Here is a 16,419-nt window from a genome sequence, read left to right as displayed (position 1 = left end):
CTAAATTTTGAGAGGTTTATACCAGTAACAATCTCAATTGTCACGCACATTGCGCAATCGTTTGCGTGAGAGTTGTGTTGATACAAAAAACAAGCTCGCGACGAGGCGCGAGCTAATAAACTACATTCGAGCTAGTAGGATTTGAGCCTGCTCGATCATCTTCTTACGACCGAAGATAAGGTGGCGACGTTTACCGCCAACTTGACGCCATAACACAGCGCTTCGAATCCCTGATAGAAGCAGTGCGCGAACCTTATGTTGGCTCGATGTCTGCTGAAGTACAGACGGAGTACCAGAAACCTGAATGCGAGGGCCGATAGGGCTGACGACATCAAGGTAGATACTCGCAAGGTTGCTGATCATTTGCTCGTCAAACAGATCAAAGTGTTCAGTTTGGCGCTCTGCAGTTTGAATGCGGTCACCAAGCTGAGACATAGAGTCGTTGCGAGAAGACAGCTTACGCTCAAGCGCCATCAAGCTGATGATGTAACGAGTGATATCGCTACCTGCTGGAGTACTATCGATACCTTTTACTAAGCACTCCAGGCCAAGCTTTAGGTTCGCTTCACGTCCAAACACGCCCACGGTATTCGCTGGGTTGGTATTTAAAATGGCACTGAGTGAAGCTTCGAAGGCATCTTTATCACAATGGCCGTCTTTCGCTACTTGTTGAACCAAAGCCACAGCTTGGCAAATTCCGGCGAAAGCAATAGTACGGTCATAAAGTGTATTAGCCACGTAGTAACTCCTAGTTGTCTTCTATCGTTTATCGTTTGATTGATTAGATGCGCTTTTCGATGATACCACCACCAAGACAAACGTCGTCTAGGTAGAACACTGCCGATTGACCAGGGGTCACAGCAATCTGTGGCTCATCAAAAATAACCTTAATGTTCTCATCATCAATTGGGATGATTGTACAAGGAATATCGGTTTGACGGTAACGTGTTTTTACCGTGCATGTCATAACTTCAGTAATTGGTGTGCGATTTACCCAGTGAAGCTGAGAAGCGATCAAACCTTCTGATTTTAGAAGAGGGTGATCTTTACCTTGTACTGCGATCAGAACATTACGCTTCAGATCTTTTTCACCAACAAACCATGGTTCTTCGTTACCGCCACCACCTTTAGTGCCGCCAATATGAAGGCCTTTACGCTGACCTAGCGTGTGGTACATCAAACCTTGGTGTTGACCAATCACTTGGCCTTCAGGTGTTTCGATGTTACCCGGTTGTGCTGGTAGGTATTTGCCTAGGAACTCAGTGAACTTGCGCTCACCGATAAAGCAGATGCCTGTTGAATCTTTCTTCTTAGCTGTGATCAAGTCTTGCTCTTCAGCAATACGTCGCACTTCTGGCTTCTCTAATTCACCGACAGGGAATAGGCTGCGTGCCACTTGATCTGAGCTTAGCGTGTATAGGAAATAACTTTGGTCTTTGTTGCTGTCTAGACCGCGTAGCATTTCTGGTTTTACGCCAGCATCAAGCTCTTCTTGAGTTGGGAAAGTACGACGAACGTAGTGACCCATCGCAATGTAGTCTGCGTCTAGCACTTCATCCGCAAACTCTAAGAATGCTTTAAATTTGATTTCTTTGTTACAAAGAATATCTGGGTTAGGTGTACGACCTGCTTTGTACTCTTCAAGGAAGTATTCGAATACGTTGTCCCAGTATTCTGCAGCAAAGTTGATAGTGTGAAGGTGGATACCTAGTTTGTCACATACCGCTTGAGCATCAGCAAGATCTTCAGCTGCCGTGCAGTATTCTTCGTTATCGTCTTCTTCCCAGTTTTTCATGAAAAGGCCTTCTACCTGATAGCCTTGTTGCTGAAGAAGATACGCCGATACTGACGAATCTACACCGCCGGACATACCGACAATTACTTTCTTTTCGCTGTTTCCAGAGCTGATATCTGACATGTCTAAACACCGTTACTATTACTTGGTCGCAGATTCTAACAGAAAGAGAAACGCCGTGACAGATCCGAGACCGGAATCACAGTTTCATTTGCACAAATAGTGCGCTGACTTTGTTAGAGAATCGCATGAGAGCGAGGTGAGTCGCTAGGATGTCAGAAGTATATGTGGCATAGTCGCTCGAAATCCAAGACCTGAGATAAAAAAATGTCTGAACAAAATGAATTTATGCAAGAAGAAGAGCTGATTGAGATCATCGAGAACCAGCTTGAAGATGGCGAACCAGTGAAAGTGAAAGAGACGTTGATGCGTTTAATGATGACAGGCACTCCACGTGAAGAAGCAATTGCGGCTATGGCATGTGCACTGGCAATTGAAGTATTTGACGTTATGAAAAACGGCGCGGAGTTTAATCAAAAACGTTACGCAGAGCATTTGGGCATGCTGCCTGATTTAAGCTTTATGGAAGGGGAATAAAAAAAACCTTCAGCAAACGTTTGCTATAGTTTGAAAGATTGCCGCGTTAAATATAGCGCGGTAGAATCCGCCACCTATTTCCCCTTGACTTAGACTAGCCCTATGAAATTCCCTGGACAACGTAAATCAAAGCACTACTTTCCGGTTCACGCTCGTGATCCTCTAGTGAGCCAAGCTCAAAGCAGTAAAAGAATGTCACGCACTCATATTATCGGTATTGACCAAACATTGGTGGATATTGAAGCAAAGGTGAGTTCTGAACTTATTGAGAAGTATGGTTTGAGCAAGGGACATTCACTGGTTATTGGCGACGCAGCCGCTGAATCTTTGTATCAAGAATTAAAAGAGCAGTGCCTGATTACCAATGAATACGCTGGTGGCACAATTGGTAACACATTACACAATTACTCAGTATTGGCGGATGACCGTTCAACACTGCTTGGTGTAATGAGCCAAGATATTAAGATTGGTAGTTACGGTTACCGCTATTTATGTAATACATCAAGCAGAATGGATCTGAACCATTTACAAGGGGTAGATGGCGCAATTGGTCGCTGCTTTGCATTAATTACAGAAGACGGTGAACGTACTTTCGCAATTAGCGAAGGACAAATGAACCAATTAAAACCAGAAAGCATTCCTGAAAAAATCTTCAAAAGTGCTTCTGCTTTAGTTTTAACGGCTTATTTAGTTCGCTGTAAGCCAGGCGACCCGATGCCTGAAGCAACAATGAAAGCGATCGAATACGCGAAGAAATACGATGTGCCAGTCGTTCTTACACTAGGTACTAAGTTCGTTATTCAAGATGATCCAGAATTCTGGAAAGATTTCCTTGAGCAACACGTAACGGTTGTTGCAATGAATGAAGACGAAGCTGAAGCGTTAACGGGTGAAAGCGATCCACTGGCTGCATCAGATAAAGCGCTAGACTGGGTAGACCTTGTTCTATGTACTGCGGGACCTGTTGGCCTATTTATGGCTGGTTATACAGAAGATGCAGCTAAGCGTGAAACGTCACTGCCTTTACTTCCAGGTTCAATTGCGGAATTCAACCGTTTTGAATTTAGCCGTCCTGCGCATAAAGATTTATGTGAAAACCCAACTAAAGTGTATTCGCACATTGCGCCATACATGGGTGGACCAGAAAAGATCAAAAATACCAATGGTGCAGGTGATGCTGCGTTATCAGCTTTATTACATGATATGGCTGCTAATAAGTACCACAAAGAAAACGTGCCAAACTCAAGTAAACACCAACATTCATTCTTGACGTACTCTTCGTTCTCACAAGTTTGTAAATATTCTAACCGTGCTAGCTATGAAGTGTTGGTTCAACACTCTCCACGTTTATCTCGTGGCCTTCCTGAAAGAGAAGATAGCCTAGAAGAAGCGTACTGGGAAAGATAAGTTACTTTCTTTAATCAGTAGTACTATCAGTATCAGTTGGTTTCTAATACTGATAGTACAAATATAAAAAAGGCTCCGAAAGGAGCCTTTTTTGTTTCTGAATATATTGAAGTCGTAAATAATACTTTGGTCGACTTAAATATTAATTCTATCGCTTAGCGTGTAATTGATTACTCACTAAGTAAACTAAATGTTTAGATAGCAAACTCTTCTAGAGATTTACCAGCATCTAGCTGTTCTTGGATAGCTGAAGGCGTACGGCCTTGACCTGTCCAAGTCTTCTCGTCGCCGTTTGCGTCTACGTATTTGTATTTCGCTGGGCGAGGAGCGCGTTTAGCTTTTGTTGTTTTAGATTTTGCTTCACCAGAAAGTGCAGCAATAAGATCGGCAACATCAATTCCGTCTTTTGCAATTTGTTCAGCAATAGCAGAAAGCTTAGCTTCTTGCTCTGCTTTAGCAGCACGCTCTTCAGCTTCAGACTCTTGACGCTCTTGTACAACAATAGTCAGCTTGTCTAGCGCTTCTTCAAGTTGCTCAAGAGTTAATTCACGTGAGAACGCACGAAGGCTGCGGATATTTAATAGAGTTTTTGTTAATTCAGACATGATATTTTCCATCAAGGTAAACTAAATAATCTTCCTAATAATAAACAGAGCCTAGGAATAAAACAAATAGTATTTCTTCTATTACATATTTAAATATAAAAGTGAGATGAATAGTTGAAAATTCAGAGCAGTATTTCTATTGAATTTATAATAATTATTAAGAATATCTTAAAAAATGATATGTGACAGGTGGAGTAGTCAACTTATGTAGACTATTCTTCTATTGATTAGTTCATTAACAAAAAGCTATTTTTCTCGGAATGATATGTTGCATTGTTGCTCTTGGTGAGTACAATTGCGGCTACCTGATGCGAGGTGTTGGTTAATTTGTTGTTAAACTCTGGTTTACACGGTTAATAATGTTATCGCACGTAGAGGTGCAATTATAAAAAGTAACTTCCGTTGGGGTGATGCCAATGAACGGGAATGAAAGGTGTAATTGCCGAAGTAAATTGTATATCTAAGCAATTTGCTGGGGTTGTGCTCAATAGGTACAACACTGCCATAGTCTTAATTTTAAACTATGGAGCGCTACTGTAGGGTTGGGTGAAGTGTTCACTTCCCTTTCGCTTAGTTCAACATGAGCTTGGTCAGCCGTATCAAGTTTGTCTGCAGTAGATCTCTAGCCAAATAAAAAACTGGTTTTTGAAGATCATGAATTTAATAGATTTTGCAACATCACCTTTATCTTTGCTTCCGCCCCTTGTGGCTTTGAGCCTTGCTATTGTTACCCGCCGTGTATTGGTTTCTTTGGGTGTCGGTATCATCATGGGTGCGATTCTACTTGCTGATTACTCAGTAGGTAACGCAGCTAGCTACGTATTTACTAAAGCATCTGGTGTTTTCATCGAAGATGGTGGCATCAACACTTGGAACATGAGCATCATTGCATTCCTAATTATTCTTGGAATGACAACGGCATTATTAACACTGTCTGGCGGTACTCGCGCATTCGCGGAGTGGGCACAGTCTCGCGTTAAGAGCAAACGTGGTTCAAAACTACTTGCTGCTTTCTTAGGTGTATTCATCTTTGTTGATGACTACTTTAACAGCCTAGCGGTTGGTGCTATCTCTCGTCCTGTAACAGACCGCTTCTATGTATCTCGCGCTAAGCTTGCTTATATCCTAGATTCAACTGCTGCTCCTATGTGTGTGATCATGCCTGCTTCTAGCTGGGGTGCTTACATCATCACGATCATTGGTGGCATCTTAGTGACACACGGTGTGACAGAGTATTCTGCACTGGGTGCTTACGTTCGTCTTATCCCAATGAACTTCTACGCTGTATTCGCACTACTAATGGTGTTCGCAGTAGCATGGTTCGGTCTAGACGTTGGTAAGATGCGTGAGCATGAGATCGAAGCATCTCAAGGCCGTGGCTTTGAAGGTGACAACGATCAAAAGCAAGCTCACGATCTAAACGAAGAGTTAGATATCGAAGAGAGCGAAAACGGTTCTGTTTCTGACCTAATCATGCCGATCGTTTCATTGATCGTAGCGACTGTAGCTGCGATGCTTTACACAGGCGGTCAAGCGTTAGCTGCTGATGGTCAAGCGTTTAACCTACTTGGTGCATTCGAAAATACAGATGTTGGTAAATCTCTTGTTTACGGTGGTGTTATCGGCTTACTAGTAGCACTAGCGACAGTATTCAAGCAAAAGCTATCTATGGCCGATATCGCAAGAACAATGTGGATTGGTGCAAGCTCTATGTTTGGCGCAATCCTAATCCTTGTATTCGCATGGACTATCGGTTCTGTAATCGGCGACATGAAAACAGGTTCGTACCTATCATCTCTAGTAACGGGCAGCATTGATTACCACTGGTTACCGGTTATGTTGTTCCTTCTAGCGGGCGTTATGGCGTTCTCTACAGGTACATCTTGGGGTACGTTCGGTATCATGCTACCAATCGCGGGTGATATGGCTGCAGCATCGGATATCGCACTGATTCTTCCAATGCTAAGTGCGGTTCTAGCGGGTGCAGTATTTGGTGACCACTGTTCTCCAATCTCAGATACGACGATTCTGTCTTCTACTGGTGCTCGTTGTAACCACATCGACCACGTCTCGACTCAGCTTCCATACGCGTTGTCTGTAGCGTTCGTATCGTGCATTGGTTTCATCACTCTAGGTATGACATCTTCAATTGGCATCGCATTTGGCGCAGCGTCTCTAACGTTTGTTGCTGTATGTTTTGCATTGGCTTACTTCTCTCGCTGCAAAATGGCGACGTGCAAAAGCTAAAATTGAAAGTTAATCAGTAAACTATCAGGGAGGCGTTTGCCTCCCTTTTTTGTGCCTGTTAATTTAATTTTAAGTTTCGTGAAAAAAGTTCGAATAAATGGTTGAAAAAGGATGTCAGCTTAGTTAGTGTGGAGACAAGACAGCAAACAACCTAAGAGCTGATAAGTATGCGTAAATTAGTAATGAAAATTCATCACCATCATCACCCTATCTAGTCTTTCGGGGAGATTTACGTATACCCGGGAGCAAGATTACTCCCGGAGGTTAAGTCAAAAGAATTTAGATTTAAACCCTCGGGATGACAAAGTCCCCGAGGGTTTTTTAGTTTTATCGCTTTTAAATAATCAATAAATTCAAATATTTGCACAGGGATACAGCAATGCAGACACAACGCCTAAGAATCGCAATTCAAAAGAAAGGTCGCTTAAGTAAAGAGTGCCAAGACCTACTTAAAAAATGTGGTGTTAAATTTAATATCATGGGTGAGCGCCTAGTGGTTCACTCACTAAATATGCCAATCGACTTGTTACTCGTTCGTGATGACGACATCCCAGGTCTTATCATGGATGGTGTAGTTGACCTTGGTTTCATCGGTGAAAATGAACTAGAAGAAGTTCGTCTAGATCGTGTTGCTCTTAAAGAGCCTTCAGAGTTCCGCACACTACGTCGTTTAGACTTCGGTGGTTGCCGCCTTTCAATCGCTATTAATAAAGACGAAGAATACAACGGCCCACAAGACTTAGCGGGCAAACGTATTGCGACAACCTACCCACAACTACTTAAAGCCTACATGGACGAGCAGGGTGTTGAGTTCAGCACTTGTATGCTAACAGGTTCGGTTGAAGTCGCGCCTCGCGCTGGCCTTGCAGACGCTATCGCTGATTTAGTTTCTACAGGTGCAACGCTTGAAGCGAACGGCCTAAAAGAAGCAGAAGCTATCTTCCAATCGAAAGCAACACTGATTCAACGTGTTGGCGACTTCGACGCAGACAAGACCGCACTGATTGAAAAACTACTGACTCGTATGCAGGGTGTTCAACAAGCGAAAGAGTCGAAGTACATCATGCTTCACGCGCCAACCTCTCAACTAGAGCAAATCAAAGCACTACTGCCTGGTGCTGAAGATCCAACGGTTCTTCCTCTATCTACAGACAAAGACAAAGTTGCCGTGCACCTAGTAAGTACAGAGAACTTGTTCTGGGAAACAATGGAACAGCTGAAAGAGTTGGGTGCAAGCTCGATTCTAGTATTACCAATCGAAAAAATGATGGGGTAGTGACGATGAGAACCGTTGTTTGGCAATCTTTAAGTGAATCACAGCAAGACTCGGTATTAGAGCGTCCAGCTATTACTGAAGGTGCAAACATCACAGCGACTGTTTCTGATGTTATTGCAAAAGTACGAAATGAAGGCGATGCCGCGCTTAAAAAGCTGACTGCAAAGTTTGATGGTGTAACTCCAGAATCTATCCGAGTCAGTTCGGGTGAGATTGAAGAGGCGTGTGCTCGTCTAACACCAGAGATGAAGCAAGCGTTAGAGCAAGCTTATAGCAACATTGCTAAGTTTCACGAAGCTCAAAAGCCGCAGCCAATTAAGGTTGAGACACAGCCTGGTGTTGTGTGTGAGCAAGTGACGCGCGCGATTAATACTGTTGGCCTTTATATTCCCGGTGGCAGTGCGCCACTACCGTCAACGGTTCTTATGTTAGGTGTTCCTGCTCAAATCGCAGGTTGTCGTAAGGTTGTGCTTTGTTCACCTCCGCCAATCGCTGATGAAATCTTGTATGTCGCTAAGCTTTGTAAGATCGACGAAGTTTACAACGTTGGTGGTGGTCAAGCGGTTGCAGCAATGGCTTACGGTACCGAGAGTGTGGCTAAAGTCGATAAGATCTTCGGCCCAGGTAATGCCTACGTTACGGAAGCAAAGCGCCAAGTGAGTAATGACTTCCGCGGAGCAGCTATTGATATGCCAGCTGGCCCATCTGAAGTGTTAGTGATTGCTGATGAAACGGCTGATGCAGACTTCATTGCAGCGGATTTGTTGAGCCAAGCGGAACACGGGCCTGACTCTCAAGTAGTATTGGTAACTCCATCTCCAGTGGTTGCAGACCAAGTAACAGAAGCGGTTCAAAAGCAACTGAAAGAACTGTCTCGTGCGAACATCGCTCAGCAAGCATTGGCTTCAAGCTTAATCATCATTGCTGAATCGATCACTCAAGCGATTGCGATTTCGAATTTCTACGGTCCTGAGCACTTGATCGTTCAAACCAAGAATCCACGTGAATTGCTGCCATTGCTAGATAATGCAGGCTCAATTTTCCTTGGTGACTGGTCTCCAGAATCTGCAGGTGACTACGCATCCGGCACAAACCACGTTCTTCCGACTTACGGTTATACCAAGACGTATTCAAGCCTAGGTTTGGCTGATTTCTCTAAGCGAATGACGGTGCAGGAGCTAACAGCCGATGGGTTGAAAGGCCTAGCGCCAACAGTAGTAACAATGGCGGAAGCCGAAGGTTTGGATGCACACAAACGCGCTGTGACTATCCGAGTTGAAAAGTTAAATAAAGCGAAATAAGGGTAGGGCATGGAAAAGTTAGCAAGAAAACAAGTTCAGGCTCTAACACCTTACTTGTCTGCAAGACGCATAGGCGGTACTGGTGATGTATGGCTAAACGCCAACGAATCTCCGTTTGATAACGAGTACAACCTGAACTTGTCTCGTCTTAACCGTTACAGCGAATGTCAGCCAAAAGAGCTGATTGATGCTTACGCTCAATACGCAGGCGTGAAATCAGAGCAAACACTGACGACTCGTGGTGCTGACGAAGGCATTGAGTTATTGATTCGTGCTTTCTGTGAGCCGAACGAAGACGCTATTCTTTACTGCCCACCTACTTACGGTATGTACGCAATCAGTGCAGAGACGATTGGTGTTGAGCGTAAAGTTGTGCCTCTTACTTCTGAATGGCAATTGGATCTTCCAGCTATCGAAGCTCAGCTCGACAACGTAAAAGTGGTGTTTGTTTGTAGCCCAAATAACCCAACCGGTAATTTGGTTGATCGTAAAGACATCATCAAGCTGCTTGAAATGACACAAGACAAAGCGATTGTGGTGATGGATGAAGCGTATATCGATTTTTGTCCAGAAGCGTCAACCGTTGATTTGCTTGAGCAATATCCAAACCTAGCGATTCTGCGCACCTTGTCGAAGGCCTTTGCTTTGGCGGGCTTACGTTGTGGCTTTACGCTAGCGAATAAAGAGCTTATCGATGTACTGTTGAAAGTGATCGCTCCTTATCCTGTGCCAATCCCTGTTGCTGACATTGCCGTTCAAGCTCTCTCAGAGCAAGGACTAGCGCGAGCTAAGTTCCAAGTTCTAGATTTAAGTGCTAACCGAGCGTATTTGCAGGCGGGTCTATTAGGTATGCCTCAAGTGACGGTTTTTGATGGCTGGGGTAACTACTTACTGGTGAAATTCCCGAACGGCGATGAGTTATTTAAAGCGGCTTGGGATACGGGCATTATTTTGCGTAATTCACCTATTGAAGACTGTGTTCGTATTAGTATTGGTAACCGCGAAGAGTGCGAAAAGACACTTGGATTCATTCGTAACTTTTATCAGTAATGAAAGGCTTACCAGTAATAACATTTGCCAGTTTGAGTTGATTAATTGGGCTGGCAAGTGAAACCAATATTTTGGGTTAGCGTTTGATTTTAGCTAGGCCACCAGATTTAAAATTAAAAGGAAGTTCAAGTGAGTAAACAACAGAAAATACTTTTTATAGACCGTGACGGCACCTTAATTGTTGAGCCGCCAGTTGACTTTCAAGTAGACCGTTTAGACAAGCTAAAATTCGAACCGCGAGTAATTCCTAGCCTGCTTGCTTTGCAAGATGCTGGTTACCGCTTAGTAATGGTCACTAACCAAGATGGTTTAGGTACCGATAGCTACCCACAAGAAGATTTCGATGCACCACACAATATGATGATGGAGTTCTTCGAATCTCAAGGCGTTAAGTTTGACGACGTGCTTATTTGCCCTCACTTTGACGAAGACAACTGCTCTTGCCGTAAGCCTAAACTGGGTATGGTTAAAGAGTACCTACAAGGCGGTAAAGTCGATTTCCAACACTCTGTTGTGATTGGCGACCGAATGACGGATCTTCAACTGGCAGAGAACATGGCAATCCGCGGTATTCAATATAGCCCGGATGCGGAAACTGAAGGCACGCTTAACTGGCCACAAATCGTTAAAGATCTGACGGTTAATGCGCGTATTGCTGAAGTAGTTCGTACCACTAAAGAAACAGATATCAAGGTTGCAGTAAACCTTGATGAAACCGGTGGCAACAAGATCGATACCGGCATGGGTTTCTTCGACCACATGCTTGATCAAATCGCGACACACGGTGGTTTCCAAATGAACCTGACTGTGAAGGGCGACCTGCACATTGATGATCACCACACAGTCGAAGATACCGCTCTGGCTTTAGGCCAAGCATTGAAAGATGCACTAGGCGACAAACGTGGTATTGGCCGTTTTGGTTTCAGCCTACCAATGGATGAGTGTTTGGCTCAGTGTGCGTTAGACCTTTCTGGTCGTCCATACCTGAAGTTCGATGCTAAATTCAGCCGTGAGCAAGTGGGTGATCTTTCAACCGAGATGGTGGTTCACTTCTTCCGTTCTCTAACTGATACATTGGCTTGTACGCTACACCTTTCTTCTGATGGCAATAATGATCACCACATCATTGAGAGCCTGTTCAAAGCGTTTGGCCGTACTCTTCGCCAAGCAATCAAAGTTGAAGGTAACGAGTTACCAAGCAGCAAAGGCGTTCTGTAAGGGTTCGGTATGAAAGAGCAAAAAGTCGTTATTATTGATACTGGTTGTGCCAACGTTTCATCGGTGAAGTTTGCGATTGAACGTTTGGGCTACGCAGTTGAAATTTCAAAAGAACCAGAAGTGGTTCTTGCTGCCGACAAGCTATTCCTACCCGGTGTAGGTACAGCAAGTGAGGCAATGAAGAACCTGCAAGAGCGTGACCTTGTTACCCTTGTCAAGCAAGTTGAGAAGCCTCTGCTGGGTATCTGTTTAGGTATGCAGCTGTTAGGCAAACTGTCTCAAGAGAAAGGTCAAAAGGCTGATGAGTTAGTTGAATGCCTAGGTTTGTGTGATGGCGAAGTTCGTTTACTTGAAACGGGCGACTTACCATTACCACACATGGGTTGGAACACAGTAACAGCAACGCCTAATCACCCGCTATTTAAAGACATTGAAGAAGGCGAATACTTCTACTTTGTTCATAGCTTCGCAATGCCAGTGGGCGACTACACAATCGCACAATGTGATTACGGTAATCCGTTCACTGCGGCGGTTCAAAGTGGCAATTATTATGGTGTTCAGTTCCACCCAGAGCGATCTTCGAAAGCTGGCTCTAAGCTGATTCAGAACTTCTTGGAATTGTAATAAGGATTAGGCAGCGGCTAACGTTGCCATATAAGGAATGTAAATGATTATTCCCGCGTTAGATTTAATTGAAGGCCAAGTAGTTCGCTTATTCCAAGGAGACTACGGGCAAGTAACAGAATACAAAGTAGACCCAGCAGAGCAGTTTAATCTGTACCACCAAGCTGGCGCTGGCTGGCTGCACCTTGTTGACTTAACGGGCGCAAAAGACACAACGGCTCGTCAGTTAGACTTGATTGCTAAGCTCCTTGCTAGCACGCCTGCGAACATCCAGATTGGTGGTGGCGTGCGTAACGAACAAGATGTCGTTGATCTGCTAGAAGCTGGCGCACAGCGCGTTGTGGTTGGTTCTACAGCCGTTAAGCAACCTGAGTTGGTGAAAGGTTGGATGGAGAAGTATGGCGCGGAAAAAATCGTGCTGGCTCTAGACATCAACATTGATGAAAGCGGCAAACGTAAAGTGGCGATTTCAGGTTGGCAAGAAGATTCAGGTGTGACTATTGAAGCGCTGATTGAAGACTACCTCACGGTTGGCCTTAAACACGTGCTGTGTACCGATATTTCACGTGACGGCACGCTAGAAGGATCAAACGTAGAGCTCTATGTTGATCTTTGTAAGCAGTACCCACAAGTGCAATTCCAATCATCGGGCGGCATTGGCAGCCTAGCTGATATCGAAGCGCTTAAAGGCAGCGGTGTTGCGGGTGTGATTGTGGGTCGTGCGCTACTTGATGGCAAGTTTACCGCAGAGGAGGCATTTGCATGTTGGCAAAGCGAATAATCCCTTGTTTGGATGTCCGTGACGGACAAGTGGTTAAGGGCGTTCAGTTCCGTAACCACGAAATTATTGGTGACATCGTTCCGCTAGCACAACGCTATGCAGAAGAGGGCGCCGATGAATTGGTATTTTATGACATCACCGCATCAAGTGATGGCCGTGTGGTCGATAAAAGCTGGGTGAAACGCGTAGCTGAAGTGATCGATATCCCTTTCTGTGTCGCTGGTGGTATTAAATCAGCAGAAGATGCAGCGCGCATCCTTGAGTTTGGTGCGGATAAAGTGTCAATCAACTCACCGGCATTGGCTAATCCACAGCTGATTACTGACCTTGCTGATAAGTTTGGCGTTCAGTGTATCGTTGTCGGTATCGATTCATACTTCGACAAAGAAACCGGTAAATATCAGGTTTACCAATTTACAGGCGATGAAGCGCGTACTAAAGCAACCAAATGGGAAACCAAAGATTGGGTGCAGGAAGTACAGAAGCGTGGCGCAGGTGAGATTGTGTTAAACATGATGAACCAAGATGGCGTTCGTAACGGCTATGATATCGATCAGTTAAACATGGTGCGTGAAGTGTGTAATGTGCCATTGATTGCCTCTGGTGGCGCTGGTGCAATGGAGCACTTTGCTGAAGCTTATAAAAAGACCAACGTGGATGGAGCACTTGCGGCTTCGGTATTCCACAAACAAGTCATCAATATTGGTGAACTTAAACAGTATTTAAAACAACAAGATGTAGAGGTGCGACTATGAGTTTTGAACCCGTAAGCTTATCAAAAACAGAAGTAGGCGCATTGTCAGAGCGTATTAACTGGGAAAAAGTAGATGGCTTAGTGCCAGCGATTGTTCAAGATTACCAGTCAAGCCAAGTGCTAATGATGGGATACATGAACCCAGCCGCACTTGAGAAAACGGGTGAAACTGGCAATGTGACGTTTTTCTCTCGCACAAAAGAGCGTCTTTGGACGAAAGGTGAAACGTCGGGCAATGTATTGCAACTGCAAAACATCGCCTTGGACTGTGACAGCGACACCTTACTGGTTAAAGTTAATCCCATTGGTCCAACGTGCCACACAGGTACAACAACGTGTTGGGATGGAGACAAGCAAGAAGAGTCTCAGATGGTGTGGCTTCATCAGCTTGAGCAGCTATTGGCTGCCCGCAAGGACGCCGATCCTGAATCTTCTTATACTGCCAGTCTATATGCCCGTGGCACCAAGCGTATTTCGCAAAAAGTGGGCGAAGAAGGCGTTGAAGTCGCGCTTGCGGCGACGTCGGGCGATAAGGCGGAGTTAGTGTGTGAATCAGCAGATTTGATTTACCACCTAATGGTTCTTCTTCAAGACCAAGGCTTATCGATGGATGATGTGGTAAACAAGCTGAAAGAGCGTCATAAGTAAGCTCTCTTTAGATTAATAGAACCGCGTAAAAGACAGACAAAAGCCCCGCAAACAAACATGTTTACGGGGCTTTTTAGTTTTTTAATTTTCAAGATTTCAAGATTTCAAGATTTCTAAGCCCTACGTCACTTTTCTAACCTCTGACTTTGCGTCATTCCGAGGAGCCTAAGCGACATCAGGAATCTCTTCTCTTAATCTGACTTCTTAGTCGAACGAGTTACCCGCAGCACTTCTTGTATTTCTTACCACTGCCACAAATACACGGATCATTACGGCCGATTTTAAAGCTCTCAACGGTTTGATTTAAGCGTGGGTCAATTTCTGGTTGTGTAGTTTGTTCCTGCTCTGGGAAGGTACCATCAATGTAGTACCAAAGACCGTCTTCACGTATAAAGCGAGAGCGTTCTTGCATGCAGTATTGTGCGCCTTCTTCATTGAAGTAAGCTTTAAACTCAACAAAGCCTTCGTCTTGGTGCGAGCCTACCGCAGTATCGATGACTTCTAGTCCTGCCCAATCACTGTTGATAGATTCGGCAATACCTTCTCTTTGCGCTTCTGCGTTGCAGCTAGGGTGGTAAGTCGCAACAACATAGTCAACTAAACCCAACACGTGCGCTGAATAACGAGAGCGCATCAACTGTTCAGGCGTTTCAACAGCACTGTGGTGAAGGTGCGCTGATTCACAGCACTGTTGGTAAGTATTTTTGCTACCGCATGGGCATAAAGACATAGTCAGATCCTGTAAAAATGGCCTCTATTAAGAGGCCATAAGTGAATGCGTGGGAGTTTACCAAGAAACGATCGCTCACCAAAGTTTAGTTTCTGTTGAAGTTATTGAAATTATCAAAGTGTTAGCGCGAAGTTTACTATTTCAAGGCTGGAGACAATAGCTCTTGAGCCCAAGTCGTCGCTTCGTCATAAGCTTGACCAAGTTGAGCTTCACTCAGTTTGAGAAGCTGGCGAATACGAGTCGCTTCTTCCCAACGAGCTTGCTCATACGCAACCACCATCGCCAATACAGCACCTAACACGCCTTTACGTTGAATCAAGGCTTGTTTGATCTCGATGTCGATCGGCACTGAATCGAGTACTTGTTTCAATGGTTGGTCAAAGAGTGAGTCCAACAGAGAGAACATACCGGTCAAAAAGGCTTGTCCAGGCTCAACCTTAACATTCATCTTCTCAACCAAGAGTTCACACTGACGTGCGCGTATTACCGCTAAGCCATAAAGTGAGTCCGGCTTATCTTCTTTCGCGGATGCGATAGCCACCAGTGAAACGAACTTACGCAGTTTCTGTTCACCAAGGTAAATAAGCGCTTGGCGGAATGAACGAATCGTTGTTGGTGAACCGCCAGCGGAGTTTACGTAGGTAAGTAGCTTATACGACATGGTCACATCGAGCGTAATCAAACGCTCTACTTCACCAAAGTCGATAGGGTCGTGCGCAATCTCTTTTAACAGCTGAACGGTCGTCAGGAATGCCGGGTTGAGCGCACGCGTTTGGATCATCTCTGGCTTGCTAAAGAAATAACCTTGAAAGTAGGTGAAGCCTGCTTTTTTCGCTTCTTGGTATTCTTCGTACGTTTCTACTTTCTCAGCAAGGAACTTGATATCTAGCCCTTTGAGAGAGTTCATAAACATCGCTGCTTTGGCAATTGGCGTCAAACGGATATCGAACTTGATAATTGAAACGTAGGGTAAGAAGCGCTTCCAAGCTTTACTTGGCACAAAGTCGTCTAGCGCAATGGTATAACCCGCGTCAAAGATGGTTTTGATTGCTTCAAGTAATTCGTCTGTTGGTTCGCAGTCTTCAAGAACCTCAACAACGAGGCTTTCTTTGGGGAACAGAGTAGGGACTAAGTTGATTAGGCTTGCATATGGGAAGTTCACGAACCCAAGCTTATCACCCAACGTATTATAGTGGGTCGATAAGAAGTGATCGGAAAGCAAACGGCTAGTAGCGAGCTCCGGCTCTACTTCAGGGAAAGTGTTCTTAGGACCATCCCTGAATAGCAACTCGTAACCTATGGTTTTCTTGCCTGTGTCGAGTATTGGTTGACGCGCTACGTATGAATATTTCAACTTGGTACTGTGTTCGGTTTATTTCTGGTAGA

At 44.6% G+C, this 16,419-nt stretch carries 16 protein-coding genes, 1 riboswitch and 1 other annotated feature; of the genes, 11 read left to right on the top strand and 5 right to left on the bottom strand.

Features of this window, described 5'->3' with window-relative positions:
- Positions 1-120 precede the first annotated feature (120 nt).
- Both hflD and mnmA read right to left on the bottom strand, forming a co-directional pair.
- Positions 121-738, bottom strand: coding sequence for a high frequency lysogenization protein HflD (gene hflD / locus AB4585_RS00870; RefSeq protein WP_146491851.1), 618 nt, complete (start codon positions 736-738; stop codon positions 121-123).
- A gap of 43 nt (positions 739-781) precedes the next feature.
- Entirely contained in the window at positions 782-1,918 is a 1,137-nt protein-coding gene (gene mnmA, locus AB4585_RS00865; protein ID WP_048609389.1) for a tRNA 2-thiouridine(34) synthase MnmA, read from the bottom strand.
- A 204-nt stretch (positions 1,919-2,122) separates the two neighbouring features.
- Here mnmA and AB4585_RS00860 point away from each other — a divergent pair, with 204 nt between their 5' ends.
- Complete coding sequence (locus AB4585_RS00860) at positions 2,123-2,392, top strand: hypothetical protein (RefSeq protein ID WP_010439986.1); 270 nt, start codon at positions 2,123-2,125, stop codon at positions 2,390-2,392.
- A 102-nt stretch (positions 2,393-2,494) separates the two neighbouring features.
- Entirely contained in the window at positions 2,495-3,799 is a 1,305-nt protein-coding gene (locus AB4585_RS00855) for an inosine/guanosine kinase (protein WP_017060261.1), read from the top strand.
- Between the two features lie 194 nt (positions 3,800-3,993).
- Here AB4585_RS00855 and AB4585_RS00850 read toward each other — a convergent pair whose 3' ends face one another.
- Positions 3,994-4,404: an H-NS family nucleoid-associated regulatory protein gene (locus AB4585_RS00850; protein ID WP_017060262.1), complete on the bottom strand. Its 411-nt coding sequence runs from the start codon at positions 4,402-4,404 to the stop codon at positions 3,994-3,996.
- A gap of 364 nt (positions 4,405-4,768) precedes the next feature.
- Positions 4,769-4,946, top strand: a riboswitch (Lysine riboswitch).
- A 112-nt stretch (positions 4,947-5,058) separates the two neighbouring features.
- On the opposite strand from AB4585_RS00850, the gene AB4585_RS00845 reads away from it, so the two are divergent.
- From AB4585_RS00845 to hisIE, 9 genes are all read left to right on the top strand, one after another.
- Entirely contained in the window at positions 5,059-6,651 is a 1,593-nt protein-coding gene (locus tag AB4585_RS00845) for a Na+/H+ antiporter NhaC family protein (RefSeq protein WP_372155282.1), read from the top strand.
- A 190-nt stretch (positions 6,652-6,841) separates the two neighbouring features.
- Positions 6,842-6,977: a sequence feature (His leader region), on the top strand.
- 53 nt (positions 6,978-7,030) lie between these two features.
- Positions 7,031-7,927, top strand: coding sequence for an ATP phosphoribosyltransferase (gene hisG / locus AB4585_RS00840; protein ID WP_017060264.1), 897 nt, complete (start codon positions 7,031-7,033; stop codon positions 7,925-7,927).
- Positions 7,927-9,228 (top strand): histidinol dehydrogenase, encoded by a 1,302-nt coding sequence (gene hisD, locus AB4585_RS00835; RefSeq protein WP_017065318.1) that lies wholly within the window; start codon positions 7,927-7,929, stop codon positions 9,226-9,228. The genes hisG and hisD overlap by 1 nt, the downstream gene beginning before the upstream one ends.
- Before the next feature lie 9 nt (positions 9,229-9,237).
- Positions 9,238-10,278 (top strand): histidinol-phosphate transaminase, encoded by a 1,041-nt coding sequence (gene hisC / locus AB4585_RS00830; protein ID WP_017060266.1) that lies wholly within the window; start codon positions 9,238-9,240, stop codon positions 10,276-10,278.
- A gap of 129 nt (positions 10,279-10,407) precedes the next feature.
- Complete coding sequence (gene hisB / locus AB4585_RS00825; RefSeq protein ID WP_017067390.1) at positions 10,408-11,496, top strand: bifunctional histidinol-phosphatase/imidazoleglycerol-phosphate dehydratase HisB; 1,089 nt, start codon at positions 10,408-10,410, stop codon at positions 11,494-11,496.
- 9 nt (positions 11,497-11,505) lie between these two features.
- The gene (hisH, locus tag AB4585_RS00820; protein WP_017060268.1) at positions 11,506-12,120 is read left to right on the top strand and encodes an imidazole glycerol phosphate synthase subunit HisH; all 615 of its coding nucleotides are present in this window, start codon (positions 11,506-11,508) and stop codon (positions 12,118-12,120) included.
- Positions 12,121-12,163: 43 nt separating this feature from the next.
- Entirely contained in the window at positions 12,164-12,901 is a 738-nt protein-coding gene (gene hisA / locus AB4585_RS00815) for a 1-(5-phosphoribosyl)-5-[(5-phosphoribosylamino)methylideneamino]imidazole-4-carboxamide isomerase (RefSeq protein WP_372169240.1), read from the top strand.
- Complete coding sequence (gene hisF, locus AB4585_RS00810; RefSeq protein WP_017060270.1) at positions 12,883-13,656, top strand: imidazole glycerol phosphate synthase subunit HisF; 774 nt, start codon at positions 12,883-12,885, stop codon at positions 13,654-13,656. Before hisA ends, hisF begins: the two co-directional genes overlap by 19 nt.
- Positions 13,653-14,303, top strand: coding sequence for a bifunctional phosphoribosyl-AMP cyclohydrolase/phosphoribosyl-ATP diphosphatase HisIE (hisIE, locus tag AB4585_RS00805; protein ID WP_017060271.1), 651 nt, complete (start codon positions 13,653-13,655; stop codon positions 14,301-14,303). Before hisF ends, hisIE begins: the two co-directional genes overlap by 4 nt.
- 217 nt (positions 14,304-14,520) lie before the next feature.
- Here the strand turns inward: hisIE and AB4585_RS00800 are convergent, their stop codons facing one another.
- Together AB4585_RS00800 and AB4585_RS00795 are read right to left on the bottom strand one after the other, a co-directional pair.
- A complete protein-coding gene (locus tag AB4585_RS00800) occupies positions 14,521-15,033 on the bottom strand; it encodes a YchJ family protein (RefSeq protein WP_017060272.1) in 513 nt (170 codons plus the stop codon).
- 136 nt (positions 15,034-15,169) lie between these two features.
- Positions 15,170-16,387 (bottom strand): EAL and HDOD domain-containing protein, encoded by a 1,218-nt coding sequence (locus AB4585_RS00795; protein WP_029235542.1) that lies wholly within the window; start codon positions 16,385-16,387, stop codon positions 15,170-15,172.
- Positions 16,388-16,419: the final 32 nt, after the last annotated feature.

Source organism: Vibrio sp. 10N.222.49.C9, from assembly GCF_041474985.1.
In the GTDB taxonomy this organism is placed as follows: domain Bacteria; phylum Pseudomonadota; class Gammaproteobacteria; order Enterobacterales; family Vibrionaceae; genus Vibrio; species Vibrio crassostreae_C.
This window is presented reverse-complemented; position numbering and strand designations above follow the sequence as displayed.

Bases quoted from the DNA above. Each gene is read 5' to 3' on its own strand.
- mnmA (WP_048609389.1), bottom strand. From the start codon at position 1,918: ATGTCAGATATCAGCTCTGGAAACAGCGAAAAGAAAGTAATTGTCGGT.
- AB4585_RS00860 (WP_010439986.1), top strand. From the start codon at position 2,123: ATGTCTGAACAAAATGAATTTATGCAAGAAGAAGAGCTGATTGAGATC.
- AB4585_RS00855 (WP_017060261.1), top strand. From the start codon at position 2,495: ATGAAATTCCCTGGACAACGTAAATCAAAGCACTACTTTCCGGTTCAC.
- AB4585_RS00850 (WP_017060262.1), bottom strand. From the start codon at position 4,404: ATGTCTGAATTAACAAAAACTCTATTAAATATCCGCAGCCTTCGTGCG.
- AB4585_RS00845 (WP_372155282.1), top strand. From the start codon at position 5,059: ATGAATTTAATAGATTTTGCAACATCACCTTTATCTTTGCTTCCGCCC.
- hisG (WP_017060264.1), top strand. From the start codon at position 7,031: ATGCAGACACAACGCCTAAGAATCGCAATTCAAAAGAAAGGTCGCTTA.
- hisC (WP_017060266.1), top strand. From the start codon at position 9,238: ATGGAAAAGTTAGCAAGAAAACAAGTTCAGGCTCTAACACCTTACTTG.
- hisH (WP_017060268.1), top strand. From the start codon at position 11,506: ATGAAAGAGCAAAAAGTCGTTATTATTGATACTGGTTGTGCCAACGTT.
- hisA (WP_372169240.1), top strand. From the start codon at position 12,164: ATGATTATTCCCGCGTTAGATTTAATTGAAGGCCAAGTAGTTCGCTTA.
- hisF (WP_017060270.1), top strand. From the start codon at position 12,883: ATGTTGGCAAAGCGAATAATCCCTTGTTTGGATGTCCGTGACGGACAA.
- hisIE (WP_017060271.1), top strand. From the start codon at position 13,653: ATGAGTTTTGAACCCGTAAGCTTATCAAAAACAGAAGTAGGCGCATTG.
- AB4585_RS00800 (WP_017060272.1), bottom strand. From the start codon at position 15,033: ATGTCTTTATGCCCATGCGGTAGCAAAAATACTTACCAACAGTGCTGT.